8 protein-coding genes are annotated in these 14,908 nt (G+C 64.7%); all 8 read right to left on the reverse strand.

What is annotated here, in order from left to right:
- Positions 1-21 precede the first annotated feature (21 nt).
- A complete protein-coding gene (locus BTW07_RS17890) occupies positions 22-2,049 on the reverse strand; it encodes an alpha-1,4-glucan--maltose-1-phosphate maltosyltransferase (protein ID WP_083942040.1) in 2,028 nt (675 codons plus the stop codon).
- Positions 2,050-2,269: 220 nt separating this feature from the next.
- A complete protein-coding gene (gene glgX / locus BTW07_RS17895) occupies positions 2,270-4,456 on the reverse strand; it encodes a glycogen debranching protein GlgX (protein ID WP_198651237.1) in 2,187 nt (728 codons plus the stop codon).
- Positions 4,457-4,516: 60 nt separating this feature from the next.
- Complete coding sequence (locus tag BTW07_RS17900; protein ID WP_075571527.1) at positions 4,517-4,996, reverse strand: DUF2934 domain-containing protein; 480 nt, start codon at positions 4,994-4,996, stop codon at positions 4,517-4,519.
- A gap of 94 nt (positions 4,997-5,090) precedes the next feature.
- A complete protein-coding gene (treY, locus tag BTW07_RS17905; protein WP_075571528.1) occupies positions 5,091-7,820 on the reverse strand; it encodes a malto-oligosyltrehalose synthase in 2,730 nt (909 codons plus the stop codon).
- Complete coding sequence (malQ, locus tag BTW07_RS17910) at positions 7,817-9,952, reverse strand: 4-alpha-glucanotransferase (RefSeq protein ID WP_075571529.1); 2,136 nt, start codon at positions 9,950-9,952, stop codon at positions 7,817-7,819. Before malQ ends, treY begins: the two co-directional genes overlap by 4 nt.
- On the reverse strand, positions 9,949-11,814 hold the full coding sequence (treZ, locus tag BTW07_RS17915; RefSeq protein WP_083942042.1) for a malto-oligosyltrehalose trehalohydrolase: 1,866 nt from the start codon (positions 11,812-11,814) through the stop codon (positions 9,949-9,951). Before treZ ends, malQ begins: the two co-directional genes overlap by 4 nt.
- Entirely contained in the window at positions 11,811-13,013 is a 1,203-nt protein-coding gene (locus BTW07_RS17920; RefSeq protein ID WP_075571531.1) for an alpha amylase C-terminal domain-containing protein, read from the reverse strand. The genes treZ and BTW07_RS17920 overlap by 4 nt, the downstream gene beginning before the upstream one ends.
- A gap of 71 nt (positions 13,014-13,084) precedes the next feature.
- Complete coding sequence (gene glgA, locus BTW07_RS17925; protein ID WP_083942046.1) at positions 13,085-14,692, reverse strand: glycogen synthase GlgA; 1,608 nt, start codon at positions 14,690-14,692, stop codon at positions 13,085-13,087.
- Between the last annotated feature and the right edge of the window lie 216 nt (positions 14,693-14,908).

Genomic DNA, 14,908 nt, shown 5'->3' on the forward strand with positions numbered 1-14,908 from the left:
CGTGCGTTCCTCCTTGATTGATCAGCGCACCGGATGGATGCGCCAGATGGCGAACGGCAAATGCCACGGCTCCAGCCGCATCGACTGCCACTTGCCATGCCATGTCCAGCGATGGCCGCTCATCAGATCCTCGACATGCAGCGCCGCCTCGTCGCCCAGTCCGAACGCCCATAGCGGCAGCTCGAATGGCCCTTCCTGGGCCTCGAACGGATCGAGACTGATCATCACCAGCACGACATTGTCCAGATCGTCGGTGCGCTTGCCGAAGAACAGCACGCGCTCGTTGTGCACCGGGTAAAAGGAGACCCCCAGATGGGTCTGCAGCGCCGGGTTTTCACGCCGGATCCGGTTGAGCTGGGTTATCTCGTAGCAGATGTTGCCGGGGGCGGTGTAGTCCCGCGGCTTGATCTGGTACTTCTCCGAATCGAGGTATTCCTCCTTGCCCGGTACCGGCTCGCCCTCGCACAGCTCGAAGCCCGAATACATGCCCCACAGACCCGAACCCATGGTCGCCAGCGCCGCGCGGATCAGGAATCCGGGGCGTCCGGATGACTGCAGGAAGTAAGGATTGATGTCCGGCGTGTTGACGAAGAAGTTTGGCCGGTAGCACTCACGCATCGGCGATTCATTGAGTTCGGTCAGATACTCGGTCAGCTCGGCCTTGGTATTGCGCCAGGTGAAGTAGGTATAGCTCATGTTGAAGCCGATCTTGCCCAGGCGCTTCATCATCGCCGGTCGGGTAAACGCTTCGGCCAGGAACAGCACGTCCGGGTCGCGCCCGCGGATATCGGCGAACAGCCACTCCCAGAATGGCAGCGGCTTGGTGTGCGGGTTGTCGACGCGAAAGATCTTCACGCCCTCGTCCACCCAACCCTGCACCACGTCGCGCAGCGTCGCCCATAGCGAGGGCACCGCGTCCTCGGCGTAGAAATCGACGTTGACGATATCCTGATATTTCTTGGGCGGATTCTCGGCATAACGGATCGAGCCATCCGGCCGCCAGGAGAACCACCCCGGATGCTCGCTGAGCCAGGGATGATCCGGCGAGCACTGAATGGCGAAGTCCAGGGCAATCTCCATGCCGTGATCGGCCGCCGCCTTGATCAGATGGCGAAAATCCTCGCGCGTGCCGAGTTCGGGGTGGATCGCCTCATGCCCGCCTTCCGGGCTTCCGATGGCATAGGGACTGCCGGGATCGTCGGGGCCGGCCTGGAGCGTGTTGTTGCGGCCCTTGCGATGGGCATGGCCCACCGGGTGAATGGGAGGGAAGTAGAGCACGTCGAAGCCCATGTCCCGGATCATCGGCAAGCGCTTGTGGACATCGTTGAAGGTTCCGTGGCGCCGAGGATCTTCGGTCTCGGAACGCGGGAACAGCTCGTACCAGCTGGCGAACTGGGCCGCCCGACGTTCGACCTCGAGCGGGTATATCGCCTCGCTGCGGGCCAGATGCGGCCGTGCATCGGCGGCGTGCATCCAGCGGGCGGTCCGGGCGTCGAGCAGGGCGCCGACCCGCTCGCCCTCGTTGGCACCGGCCTGGAAACGCTCGAGTACGCTTTCCAGCGCTTGCCTCAACTCGCCTTCCGATCGCTCGGCAGCGGCCGCCACCAGCCGTCGGCCCTCTTCGAGCTCGAGCTCCACGGGCACGCCTGCCTGATGCTTCTTGAAGAGCTCGTCGCGGTAGGTGGCGAACACATCCCACCAGGCCTCTATCACGAAGGTGTGCCGACCGATCCGGGTTGGGGTGATGACCGCATCCCAGATGTCCTTGCCCGGCGGGTGCACCAGGTGCATGGCCTCGCGCCCGCCCTGACCGCGGTCGTCGCGCCAAACGACCTCGGCGGCCAGCACATCGTGGCCATCGGCGAAGATCACCGCCGAAACGGTGATGGGTTGGCCGGCGATCGTCTTGGCGGCGAAACGTCCCAGCTCCAGCGAGGGTTGCACGGCCTCGATGGCGATACGCGGCGAACGCGTTGCCGCCTGAAGGCCGTCGTCCCCCGGCGAGGAAATCGGATTCGGGATCTGATTCGGCGATGCACTCGTGGTCATTGACGTCTCCTTCCGTCCTTGGGGCGGAGTTGATGCTCGTTCGGCATCGCCGTCTCGGACGGCAACGTCGCGCTGTACCGCTGCTCAGAAGAACGGATGACCCGGCGTTATGACAAAGCGCTGCCGTGAGATGCGTCGCAGTGAGTAGCGTCGTTGGCTATCGATGGGGGAGAATCCCTGTCAGGCATAGGCTACCTGCCGACCCGCGGTCCTCGGATGGCTAGCCATACGCAGACTCCTCTTCGATGAGTTCGAACAGGGAGAGACTGCGAGCCTTGACGTGGTAATCGCTCTGCATCGGACACCGCACGTCGCCGGCGCCGGGATCGAAGGTCTCGACACGCCTGCGCCACTCGATGCCACCGGGAACGTCGGGCAGGACGAAGTCGGCATCCTGGTCTCCAGCATTGAGCGCCAGAAAGACGGTGATATCGGAGCCTGGGCGGCAGATGCCGGTGGGCTGCGCGTGACCGTTGAGAATCACGCCGATCGCCTTGGCGTCCGCGTCATGCCAATGCTCCACGCCCATCTCTTCTGCTGCAGGCGTGAGCCAGGTGACATCCTTGATGCCCAGATTGTCATTCAGCTCTCCGGTCATGAAGCGTCCACGCTCCAGAATCGGATATTGGCGACGCAAACGAATCAGATAGCGGGTGAAAGCCAGTAGCTCTTGCCCTTCCTCGGAGAAGTTCCAGTCGACCCATCCGATCCCGCCATCCTGACAATAGGCATTGTTGTTGCCGCCCTGCGTGCGCCCGAACTCGTCTCCAGCCAGCATCATCGGCGTGCCCTGCGAGAGCATCAGCGTGGCAAGCAGGTTACGCATCTGACGCATGCGCAATCCCCTGATCTCGGGGTCATCGGTTTCACCCTCGACACCATGATTCCAGGAGATGTTGTCGTCATGACCGTCCTGGTTGTCCTCGCCGTTGGACTGATTGTGCTTGTCGTTGTAGCTGACCAGATCACGCAACGTGAAACCGTCATGGGCGGTAATGAAGTTGATCGACGAGAAAGCCTTGCGGCCGCGGTGGTTGAACAGATCGGCCGACGCGGTCAGACGATTGGCGAATGCCGGCAGCTTGCCTTCGTCGCCGCGCCAGAACGCTCGCATGTCGTCACGGAAACGGTCGTTCCACTCTGCCCATCCCGGGGGAAACTTGCCGACCTGGTAGCCGCCGGGTCCGCAGTCCCAGGGTTCGGCAATCAGCTTGCACTGCGATAACAGCGGATCCTGTCGGCAGGAGTCGAGGAAGCCGCCGCCCTCGTCGAAGCCGTCGGCCTCGCGCCCGAGAATCGTCGCCAGATCGAACCGGAAGCCGTCGACGCGCATCTCGTCCGCCCAGTAGCGCAACGAGTCGTTGACCATCTGCAGCACGCGCGGATGCGACAGGTTCAGCGTGTTGCCGGTGCCGGTATCGTTGATGTAAAAACGCGGCTCTTCCGGCATCAGGCGGTAGTAGGAGGCGTTGTCGATCCCCTTGAACGATAGCGTCGGCCCCATCTCGTTGCCTTCCGCCGTGTGGTTGTAGACCACGTCCAGCAGTATCTCGATGCCAGCGGCATGGAAACGCGCCACCATCTGCTTGAACTCGCTGATCGTTTCCGTCGCCATGTAGTGGGTATGGGGTGCGAAGAAAGCCAGCGTGTTGTAGCCCCAGTAATTGTGCAGCCCCTTTTCCTGCAGGTGGCGATCGTCGGCGAAGGCATGGATCGGCATCAGCTCCAGCGAGGAGATGCCCAGGTCGGTCAGATAATCGATGACTTCCGGCACGGCGAGACCGGAGAAGGTTCCCCGCAGCGCCTTCGGCACATCCGGGTGACGCATGGTGTAGCCACGAACGTGCGTCTCGTAGATCACGGCGTCGCTCCACGGGACCCGGATCTCGCCGGAGCGCCCCCAGGTGAACGCAGGATCGATGACCCGACACCGCGGCATGAACGGCGCGCTGTCGCGCTCGTCGAAGCTGAGATCGCCATCCTCGTGACCGATGGTGTAGCCGTAGAGCGCATCGTCCCAGATCAGTTCACCCACCAACTGCTTGGCGTAAGGATCGATCAGCAACTTGTTGGGGTTGAAACGATGCCCCGCCTCCGGATCGTAGGGGCCATGAACCCGGTAGCCGTAGAGCTGGCCCGGATGCGCGTCCGGCAGATAACCGTGCCAGACCTCATCGGTATACTCCGGCAACACGACCCGCTCGACCTCTTCCTGCCCGGTTTCATCGAACAGGCAGAGCTCGACTCGGGTCGCATTCGCCGAGAACAGCGCGAAGTTGACGCCGAGTCCATCCCAGGTCGCTCCTAACGGGTAGGGCAATCCTTCTCGAATCCGCGAGCGCAATACGCCAGCCTCCTGGACGACCTTGCCCATCGATTCATCATGGCTCCATCGCATATCGCTCATATCCTGCCCCCCGAGTGAGCCAGTTCAACCCTGCCATTCCATGCTGCCCAATATGGGCGATCACTCACTCTTGTTGCCGCCCGTGCCACGAGGCTTGCGGGGTTTGGGCGCAGGCTTGTCGTCATCGCCCTTCGCGGCTTTCGTCGTGCCCCGCTTGCGCGGTGCTGGCTTGTCGCCGGCGCTTTCGTCGCCACTCGCTGCCCGACCTCGCGGTGACGAGGGCCTGGCCGGACGCTGCTCCGCCTGCACCTCGACGCCCGTATCCGCTTCCTTGCGTGCTTCGGTTTCGGGATCATCCAGCGGCAGCCGCATCTCGTCGATACCGAGCTCGTCGGGCTCCGCCGTCGGCTCCTCGCCTTCGAGCGGTGAAGGCTCGTTCGACGCGGCGCGCCACTCCTGCTCCTCTTCACGCGCGTTCTCGGCCTCGACGATGCGTTCGGCCATCGCCCAGTGGCGCCCCTCCTGATCGTCGGGGCAGCCTTCCGATTCCCAGATGCGATAAGCCAGCATCCGGACACGTTGTTCGCGACTGGTCATCATGACGCCTCCTTCCTGTTCTCGTTGCATGGCGGGGTCATCCCTGCTCCCGCCGGATCCGTGTCAGACCGATACCGGCCAGGCCGGCACCGCACTCTCAGCGTAGCTGGGTTCCGGAAGTCCACACCCAGGCACCGCAGGGAAAAGCCGACAAATGTTCGTGTAGTCGAATAACGGTAGGCGTTTCCACTGGGGGCGAGGTCAGCCAGCCCTCGCCGGCGCCTTCCAGGCCCAGGGCATCGAGCATCAGCGAGGTGTCCCCCCACCGCAGTTGCTGATCGTCGGACGCCCCCGACAATGCCATCGACAGCCGCGGCACGGCGACCACCAGCGTCAGCGTCGGCGTTCTGCGAGCAAAGGCGATGACGTGTTCGGCACAGGCACCGACCGCGTGTAGTGGCAGATACTCGCCCTCATGGAAAAGCTCGGGGTGTTCACGTCGCAGGGTCAGTAGACGCTGGATGACGGCCTGCTTGACTGCCCCGTCCCGCCAGTGACGCCATGCAGAGGTCGGCGCTTCGGCTTCATCCAGCGCCTCGCGACGGGCCGCCATGTCGACCGGACGGCGGTTGTCGGGATCGACCAGCGATTGATCCCAGAACTCGGTGCCCTGATAGAGATCCGGCACACCCGGCGAACATAGCCGAAGCACCGTCTGCGCCAGGCCGTTGATCGCGCCCGGCAGATCCAGCAGCGCCGCCGCTTCGGCCAGTTCGCGGGTCAGCTCGTCGCCGCTCAGCGCGCAACGAATGGCGTCTTCGCCAGCCTGCTCATAGGCCTCGTCGGGAGCCAGCCAGTGGCTTGCGAGCTTGGCTTCACGCATCGCCTTCTGCTGCCAGGCGACGAGCCGATCGGCGAAGGCGTTCAGCCCCTGCCGATCGCAATCTTCAAGCTCGGCGTCCGGCACCATCCCCGACGTCAACGCCAGCGGCCATGCCGTCAGCAGCAGCTGCAGCATCATCAACCGATCCCCGCCACTGGGCGTTTCGCGGCTATCGTAGAGGCGCTGGTCGGTCGCCCAGGCTTGCATCTTCGGCACCAGCACGTCGCTCAGCTCGCTGATCGCCGCCAGCCTGGCACGGACATCTTCGCCGCGCTTGTGGTCGTGCGTCGCCGTGGTCAGCATGGCGCGAGGGAATGTCGCCAACCGTTCCCGATTCGCCTCATGCAGGCGAGCCGGCGCGTAGGCGAAATGCGCGCCCTCGCAGCCGACATCGTTGCGTGACAGCAGCACGGCCGAGCGGTAGCCCGCGGTATCCTCGACGGCCTTCGCTGCCAGCGGCGAGGTCAACTGCTGGAACCGCGTCGTCGCCGTCAGGCGCAACTGCCGCTCGGGCTCGTCGAAGGCGTCGGCGGCTCTGCCACCGAACCAGTCGTCGAGCAGCGGGAGCCAGGCCGCGTCGGCCGCCGTCAACAGCGATCGCGCGACGTCCATGGCGTGATTGAAATCCCCGGCATCGGCGTCGGGACGGCCGTTGCGACCGGCGTAGCTGCGATAGACCGGATAGCCCACAGCCAGCGCGCCGAGCACGCGCCGAATCGTCGCCGCGCTGAATTCCCGCGTGGCGGGATCGATACTGGCCAGGGCGTCGATGGACTGGACGCAACGTTCGAATTCGGCGGTCAAAGCGCCGTGGAGCATCTCTCGGCGCGCCGCCTGAACCTCGGCGGCGAAATCATCCGGGCGTCCGCTGATCTCGCGCCATAACCGGGCCAGTGGCTCACGCCCGGCCGGATCGTGCTGGATGCCGGATACCAGATCGAGGAATTCATAGCCGGTAGCGCCATCCACCTCCCAATCGGTGTGCAGACGTTCGCCGTCGCCCAGAATCTTTTCGACATAGATCGGTCGGCGATTGGCGCCGTCCCGCCCGCCATCGAGTTCGCGGCGACGCTCGGCAATCGCCTGGAGACGCGAGCGCAGCCGGAGCGCGTAACCTCGGGGATCGGCGAGACCATCGATATGGTCGATGCGCAACCCGTCGATCCAGCCGCGTTCGACCAGCGAGAGTAGATACGCGTGGGAAAGATCGAATACGCTCTCGTCCTCGACCCGCACCCCCACCAGTTCGGTGATATCGAAGAATCGACGCCAGTTGAGCGCGTCGTTGGCCGTGCGCCAGTAGGCGAGCCGGTAGGCCTGGCGCTCCAGCAAGCCGTGCAGCCGTGCTCGCCCTTCTCCGGTACCGTGGTCATGCCGAGCGATCACCGCGGCGACGCGCGAATCGTCACTCTCGCGCTCGTCGCTCGGGATGCCGCCGGGCCGAGCATCGCCACCTGCGGCTGTCAGCAGCGCCGCGGCATGCGCCGGATCCAGCGGAAATCGATGCTCGTGATAACCGATGAAGAAGGCACCATGGCGAGCATCCCAATCCAGGGTCAGTTCACCGTTTTCCAGTACCCGAACGTAACGGTCGCCGAGAAACGGCAACAGCAGCCTGCCGTCGGCGCCGGGCTGCTCCCAGTCGATATCGAAGCAGGAAGCGAAGTCGCTGGCGCGACCGCGAGCCAGCACGTCCTGCCACCAGGCGTTCTCGGCGCCCACGGCCAGATGGTTGGGCACGATATCGGCAAGAATACCCATGTCCCGGGCGCGCAGCGCCTCGACCAGACGCGCCAGCCCGGCTTCGCCACCCAGCTCTGGATCGACGCGAGTGGGATCGACGCCGTCGTAACCGTGCATCGAACCCGCCCGCGACGCGAGGAAAGGCGACAGATAGAGATGGCTGACGCCCAGAGCGGCGTAGTAGTCGACCTGGCCGCAGGCGTCATCAAAGGTAAAACCGGCGTGCAACTGCAATCTGACGGTGGCGCGAAGCTGCCTCATGTTCGACGCTCCCGGCGTAGGCGATCGATGCGTGATAAACGTTGCTGGACCGCCGGCGCTTTCAACGCCTGCGGCGCGGGGGCCGGCAGACGCCGGCGCCAATTGGGGTGTTCGTCGAGCGTACCGGGCAGGTTGGCCTGCTCCACCAGCCCCAGCAGATCCTCGAGCGGCAATAACGCCAGCGGCGTCGGCGTCGCCGCCACATGGACCAGCGCGGCATCGATCACATCGTCGACGCTCACCCTGTCGCTGGCGATGCCGTCATCGCCAGCGATCCCGTCGAGCCCGCAGACACCGGCCAGACGGCGACGATCATGGCGACGCTGCTCACCGAGCACGGCGGGATCCTCGTCCGCCGCCAACAGTCCCAGCCTTTCTCGCCAGCGGAGATCGTTCTCCAGCCACCAGCCGGCCACCGTGGGCAGATCGTGGGTGCTGGTCATGGCGATGGTGGTCGGGCGCCAGCGCTTGGCCGGCAGAAATGCCTCGCCCTCTCGCTCGAACCACATCACGCTCATGCCGAGCACGCCGCGCGCCGCCAGCCGATCGCGCAATCCGGCTTCCACGGTGCCCAAGTCCTCGCCGATGACGATGGCCCGATGCCGCCACGACTCCAGTGACACCAGTCGCAGCAGATCGTCCAGCGGGTAGCGCAGATAGGCGCCCTGCTGCGCGGTCTCTCCATCCGGGACCAGCCACAGCCGCGACAGTCCCAGAATATGATCGATTCTCAGGCCGCCGGCGTGGGCGAGACTGGCCCGCAGCATGGCCAGAAATCCCCGGTAGCCGGAGTCGACCAGCCCGACCGGCGAGAACGCGGCCACGCCCCAACTCTGCCCGTGGGCGTTGAAAGCATCCGGCGGCGAACCGGCGTTGAGACCGGGAAACAGCTCATCGGGATCGCTCCAGGCCTGACTGCCGGCGGGATCGACACCCACCGCGAGATCGGCGATCAACCCCACCGCCATCCCCGCCTGACGGGCGTTGCCCTGCACCTGATCGAGCCCGGCCGCCACCAGCCACTGCAGAAATACCGCGAAAGTGATCGCTTCCCGGTGCTGCTCGGCAAAGGCCTCGACCGCTTCGCTACGGGGATCTCGCCAGGCCTCGGGCCACTGTCGCCAGTCATTGTGGTCGGCGTGCGCTTGAAGCACTTCGAACCGACAGTGACGTTCGAGGCTATCGCCGCCGTCGCGACGAAAGGCAGCCAGCCGAGAACGCCATGCCAGCGCGCTGTCGTCCTGCTGAACATGTCCGAACAGCCGTTCCAGCATTGCCAGCTTGAGCCGTGCACTGGCCGGCCAGTCGATCAGCTCGAGTGCAGCCTGGTTAGCTATCGCGTCGGCAAATGGCTCCCGCACCCGCGCCAGCGTCGCTTCGTCGAACAGGCACTCGGGCGAGGCGTGCCAGACGTTGTAGAACAGCCGGCTGGAGGGCGAATAGGGGCTGAACCGCTCGGGGTGCGCGGTAAACAGCGCATGCAGCGGACTGATGGCCACCGCATCGGCGCCGGCGCGTGCCACTACGGTGCAAAGCTCGTCAAGCGCCTGAAGATCACCGATGCCGGCATCGCCGTCACGCCTAAGCGCGTAGAGCTGTACCGCGACGCCCCAGTAGCTGGGCTGGGCGTCGCCCTGCTCCCGAGCGACGTCATCCAGCGTAAAGCACCGCGGCGGCGCCACCGCCAGCATCCGGGTCACGCTGTCCCCACCCGGCTCGGCGAGAAAACTCACACGGTGATACCCGGTCTCCCGAATCGCAGGCAAGTGGCCTTGAGCGTCGAGATGGCCATCCAGCGTCTCGCCACTCTCGAGCCGAAGGACGAACGCGCAGCCGCCACCATCGGCGACGGGAATCTGCAGCGGCTTGTCCTGATCGGCCAACAGCATGGGCGGCAACCGGTCGAACGCCGCCGGGCATTGGCGCGACTGCCAGCGGGCCAGACTGGCGGCGACCTCGTCGTCGTCCCCCGCCGGCCAGCCGAGGCGAGTCAGCATCCTGCGCTGACGCGCCTCGGACAGCGACTGGGGCTGGTCATCGCTGCCGGCCCATTCGAGCAGCAGGCCCACCGACGACGCCAGTTGGCGCAGCCTGGCAGCGGATTCGTGATCCGATGGCTGAACCGTGGTCATTCGCCTGACACTCCGGATACCCCATCCGACGGCTGAAGCCAGACGACGCTGGTCAGCGCCGGCAACTGGCCATCGGCGACGGGATCGCTACTATCCTCTCGCGAGCAGACCAGCGGCGTGCCTGACGACCCCACCGCCACCGGCTGCGCGGACAGGTTGATCGCGATGGTCAGGATCTGGCCATCACCCAACCGCCACTGGCCCTGAACGGCCTTGTCGCCGAGCACGCGAGCCGCAACGGCACGACAATCTTTCAGTGCCGGAATGACATGTCGGTGACGCAACGCCAGCCACTGGCGAAAACGCCCCTGATAATGCCGATGTTGCGGAGCGCGGGGCTCCTCCTCGTCGAGGCACGATGCCTCGTAGGTCGCCTGCGCGTTGGGATCGGGAACGCGCTCGCGCTGGTCCGGATCCTCGAAGGCACTGAAATCCGCGAACTCGCGGCGCCGGCCCTCGCGTACGGCATCGGCCAGAGCGTCGCGATGATCGGTGAAAAACAGAAACGGCCGCGTCGAACCCCACTCCTCGCCCATGAACAGTAGCGGAATGGCGGGAGAGAGCAGCAGCATCAGCGTTGCCGCATCGAGCGCATCCGGATCGGCCAGGTGAGGCAGACGATCGCCCAGCGCACGATTGCCGATCTGATCATGATTCTGCAGAAAATTGACGAATGCCGTCGGTGGCAGATGCCCGCTGGACTCGCCGCGCGCTTCACCCTTGCGGGAGCGCTGGCCCTGATAGACGAAGCCTTCACCCACTGCCGTTGCCAGCTTTTCCGTCGCGTTCTCGACGAAGTCCGCGTAATAGCCTTCGCGCTCGCCGGTGAGCAGAACATGCATCGTGTTATGCCAGTCATCGGCCCACTGCGCGTCGAACAGTCCCGGTTCAAGCAGGCTGGCCTGATTGTGCTCGTTTTCCAGGATCAGATGGCAATGCCGATCCGGGCCGACACGCTCCCGCAGGGTATGCCCCAGCTCCACCAGGAAATCCCGCTCACTGATGGCGTGAACGGCATCGAATCGTAATCCGTCGAAACGGTATTCGAGGAGCCACATCAGCGCGTTGTCGATGAAAAAGCGGCGCACCTGGGGCCGGCGAAAGTCGATGGCGTCACCCCAAGGCGTCGCGAGGTCTTCGCGGAAGAACGGTTGGGCATAGTGGCCGAGAAAATTGCCATCCGGCCCGAAATGGTTGTAGACCACGTCGAGAAGGATCATCAGCCCGTGCCCGTGGACATCGTCGATCAGCGCCTTGAGCGCCTCCGGCGTGCCATAGTAGGACGCGACGGCATAGGGCTGAACGCCGTCGTAGCCCCAATTGCGCTGCCCCGGGCATTCGGCGAGCGGCATCAGCTCGATGGCGGTCACGCCCAGCTCGACCAGTGCCGGCAATCGCCGACGCAATCCGTCGATACCCCCGCAGGCGCCCAGGTGGACCTCGTAGATGATCGTCTCTTCCCAGGGCCGGCCGGCCCATTCGCGGTGGCGCCAGGTGTAACGATCCGGGTCGATTACGCAGCTGGCGCCGTCGACCCCACCCTGCAGGGCTTTCGAGGCGGGATCGGGAACGGCAAGTCCGTCTTCGTCGCCATCGACGAAGACGCGGTAGCGATAGACCGTATTCGGCAGGCATTCGGTTTCGAGCTCGAAATGTCCGTCCGCCGTCGGTTCCATGGGCAGCGAAGACTGCCCCTCGCGCTCCAGCGCTACCCGCTGAGCGCTGGGCGCCCAAAGGCGAAACCGAACCCGCCCCTCGCGAGTCGGAGACGCGCCGTAGAAAGAGGACCAGACCGAATCTGCCACCTCCCTGGAACGCAGGGTGGCAACATTCGATCCACGGGAAACGGAAGACGCGCTCATGGAGACTCTCCGAGCCAATTTTCATGACGCAGGAACAGCGCCGCCATCGGTGGCACCGTCACGGCCAGTGACTGGGCATGCCCATGACTGGGGATCGGCTCCGAGGTCACGCCACGACCGTTGCCCACGTTGCTGCCGCCGTAAAAGACACTGTCGCTATTGAAGGTTTCACGCCACCAGCCGGCGCTGGGTACGCCAAATCGATATTGATAGTGGACGCAGGCCTGGAAGTTGCACAGGCAGATCATGCTGGCGTGACCGCTCTCGGCATGGCGGGCGAAAACGATGACACAGTTATCGCTGTCGTCGTCGACCAGCCATTCGAATCCGAGGTGGCCATCGTGACGAATCTGCATGGCCGGCTCGTTGACGTAGAACCGGTTGAGATCGGCGACGAGACGCAGGACGCCCGCATGGCGACTTTCGAACAACAAAGGCCAATGCAGCGGTTCCGGCCAGGGCTCGGACAGCATCTGACCGAGCTCCACCCCCATCGCCACCTGCTTGTCGCCAGGCAGCGCCCACATCAATGCCAGGCTGGCCCGGAGGGCGGCGAAGCGTTGCCAGTCATCGCCGTGAACGGTCTGTCGCCACTGGCCGAGCGCCGATCTGTCGTCCGGCATCTGCTCCAGCAGGCCGCGCTCGCCTTCGCTGGGCGTCAAGGCAGCGACCCAGTCCCCGTATCGACGACAGCGCGAGGCCGGCGCCAATGCCAGATAGTCGGCGCTCGCCAGCCGCCATTGCGGCCGCCGATACAGGGTCAGGCTGGTCTCGGTAGTCTCGCTCTGAAATAGCCGACAGCCGCCGGCCCAATTGGAGTCACCGTCCTCTTCGAATCCGTCGATATGACACCGCTGACACCAGCCGAGAAATTCGGATTCGGTCGACGACGCAGTCGTCGGGCGATGCACGAGGACACCGACGCCGGCAACGTGGCAGGTCTCGACGAACCGACAGACCCCGGTTTCGGGCTGCCCGACGAGCGCCTCGTCGATAACGATATGCGTGAAGCCGAGGTCGGCGACGTAGGGCACCAGTTCCTGCGCGAGATCGAGCCAGTACAGCGGCAGCGGGAACCGGGAGACGTACCAGTCCAAGGCTGACAGGCAATAGAGTGCCAGCGGCATGTCCCCACCATGACGTCCGACTCGGGCGCGCATCCAGTCGCCGTCGTCCCAGGACCAGGTGGCTGCTTTCATGCGGTTCCCGGACTGGCCGGAGGGGGAAGAAGGGAAATTCGCTCTGGTGCGATCACCACCGGCAGCGGTCATCATCGTCTCGTCACGACGTCATCGGATCGCACTATCGCCTCCGTCAACAGATCGGCATATAGCCGTCGATAGGGAATCACTGCCTGACGCCAATGTAGCCTCCCGGCCATCGACGCTCGACGCATGGCGTAAAACAGATCGGTCGCGCGGAACAGGTCGAAGGCCCGCAGCACGGTGGCGCGATAGGTTTCCAGGCTCATGTCATCGAACAGCAGACCATTGATGCCGTCCTGAATCGTGTCCGCCAGCCCGCCGGTTCGATGGGCGATCGGCAGCGAGCCAAAACGTTGCGCGTAGAGCTGGCTGAGGCCGCAGGGCTCGAAGCGGGACGGCATCAGCAGGAAGTCGCTGCCGGCGTAGATCTGGCGCGCCTCGCCTTCATCGAAACCGATATTGACCCCGACATGGCCTGGGTAGAGCGCCGCCATTGCGATCAGCGCCTGCTCGATGACGTACTCGCCTCGACCGATCACCACCAGTTGTCCACCGGCTTGGACGATGGCGTCGGCGACCTGAATGGTGAGGTCTAGCCCTTTCTGCGCCACCAGCCGAGACACCACCGCGAACAGCGGACCGCTGCTGGGTGCCAGGCCGAACATGCGACGCACGCGCTGCGTGTTGGCGCGCTTGCCATGCCAGTCGTTGATACCGAAGTTGGGCGCCAGATGAGGATCCGTACGCGGATCCCAGTGATCGTCGATGCCGTTGAGCAGGCCGCTGAGCCGCCCTTCCAGCGCGCGCTTCTTGAGCAGGCCTTCCAGTCCGCAGCCGAGCGGCGCCGACGTGATCTCGTCGGCGTAATTGCTGCTGACCGTCGTGACATGGGATGCGTAGGAAAGGCCCGCCTTCATGAAAGAGAGCTGGCCGTGAAACTCCACGCCATCGATATGGAACGCGGTGGAGGGGATCCCCAGCGCCGCAAGACGCTCGACGGGAAAGAGCCCCTGATAGGCGAGATTGTGGATGGTGTAGACCGACGGCACGTAGCGTTTGCCGAGCCAGCGCACGTAGCCCGCCGTCAGGCCCGTTGCCCAGTCGTTGAGGTGCAGCAACTCGACCTGCCACTCGAGCAGCGAGGCGTCGTTGACGATCTCGGCAGCCGCCATCGCCAGACGCGCAAAGCGGATGTCGTTGTCCGCCCACCCGACGCCCAGCTCATCGCCGTAGGCGTTGCCGACCCTGTCGTAGAGTTCCGGACAGAGCACGACGTAGACGATCAATCCGTCTTCACAAAGAAGACGACCTATCTCGCAGGCGGGAAGGTCATGCCGGGCGGGCAGGCTGGCCACGTGCACGATCGGCCGACCGGCGGTCAGCAGCTGACGATAACCGGGCATCAGCACACGCACGTCGTAAGTGGGTTTCAGCGCACGCGGCAACGCGGCGGAGACATCGCCCAGCCCACCGGCCTTGATGAAATCGGCAATCTCGGTCGTCACGAACAGGACGCGACGTTGGCGACTCGACGAGCTGGGAACGGGCCGCGACAATAGATTGTCCGGCGAGTTGGACGCGCCGGAGCCGGTTACCGACACAGACCTGCCGGGATTCCCCCCAGCTCTCGCAGCCGTCTGACTTTTCCTGCCATCTACTGCGGCCTGCGCCATGTTCAGCCTCCCTGAACATTCGGTCCACCAGTCAATATTAACCAGCGTCCACCCAACATCCTGCGCCCAGGCGGCAGGCACGGCCATAACCGACGTTAATTTAGGAAGATCAAGGCCATGGCTGCTCTCTGTCGATGCGCGGGGCAATGACTCGCCGGCACGACGGGCTTGCCGTCGCCGCCGGTGCCACCCTGTCTGTCTCGGCACAGACGCGAG

This window comes from Salinicola socius, from assembly GCF_001937195.1.
Taxonomy (GTDB): domain Bacteria; phylum Pseudomonadota; class Gammaproteobacteria; order Pseudomonadales; family Halomonadaceae; genus Salinicola; species Salinicola socius.

Coding starts and splice junctions, on each gene's coding strand:
- BTW07_RS17890 (WP_083942040.1), bottom strand. CDS start 2,049: ATGACCACGAGTGCATCGCCGAATCAGATCCCGAATCCGATTTCCTCG.
- glgX (WP_198651237.1), bottom strand. CDS start 4,456: ATGAGCGATATGCGATGGAGCCATGATGAATCGATGGGCAAGGTCGTC.
- BTW07_RS17900 (WP_075571527.1), bottom strand. CDS start 4,996: ATGATGACCAGTCGCGAACAACGTGTCCGGATGCTGGCTTATCGCATC.
- treY (WP_075571528.1), bottom strand. CDS start 7,820: ATGAGGCAGCTTCGCGCCACCGTCAGATTGCAGTTGCACGCCGGTTTT.
- malQ (WP_075571529.1), bottom strand. CDS start 9,952: ATGACCACGGTTCAGCCATCGGATCACGAATCCGCTGCCAGGCTGCGC.
- treZ (WP_083942042.1), bottom strand. CDS start 11,814: ATGAGCGCGTCTTCCGTTTCCCGTGGATCGAATGTTGCCACCCTGCGT.
- BTW07_RS17920 (WP_075571531.1), bottom strand. CDS start 13,013: ATGAAAGCAGCCACCTGGTCCTGGGACGACGGCGACTGGATGCGCGCC.
- glgA (WP_083942046.1), bottom strand. CDS start 14,692: ATGGCGCAGGCCGCAGTAGATGGCAGGAAAAGTCAGACGGCTGCGAGA.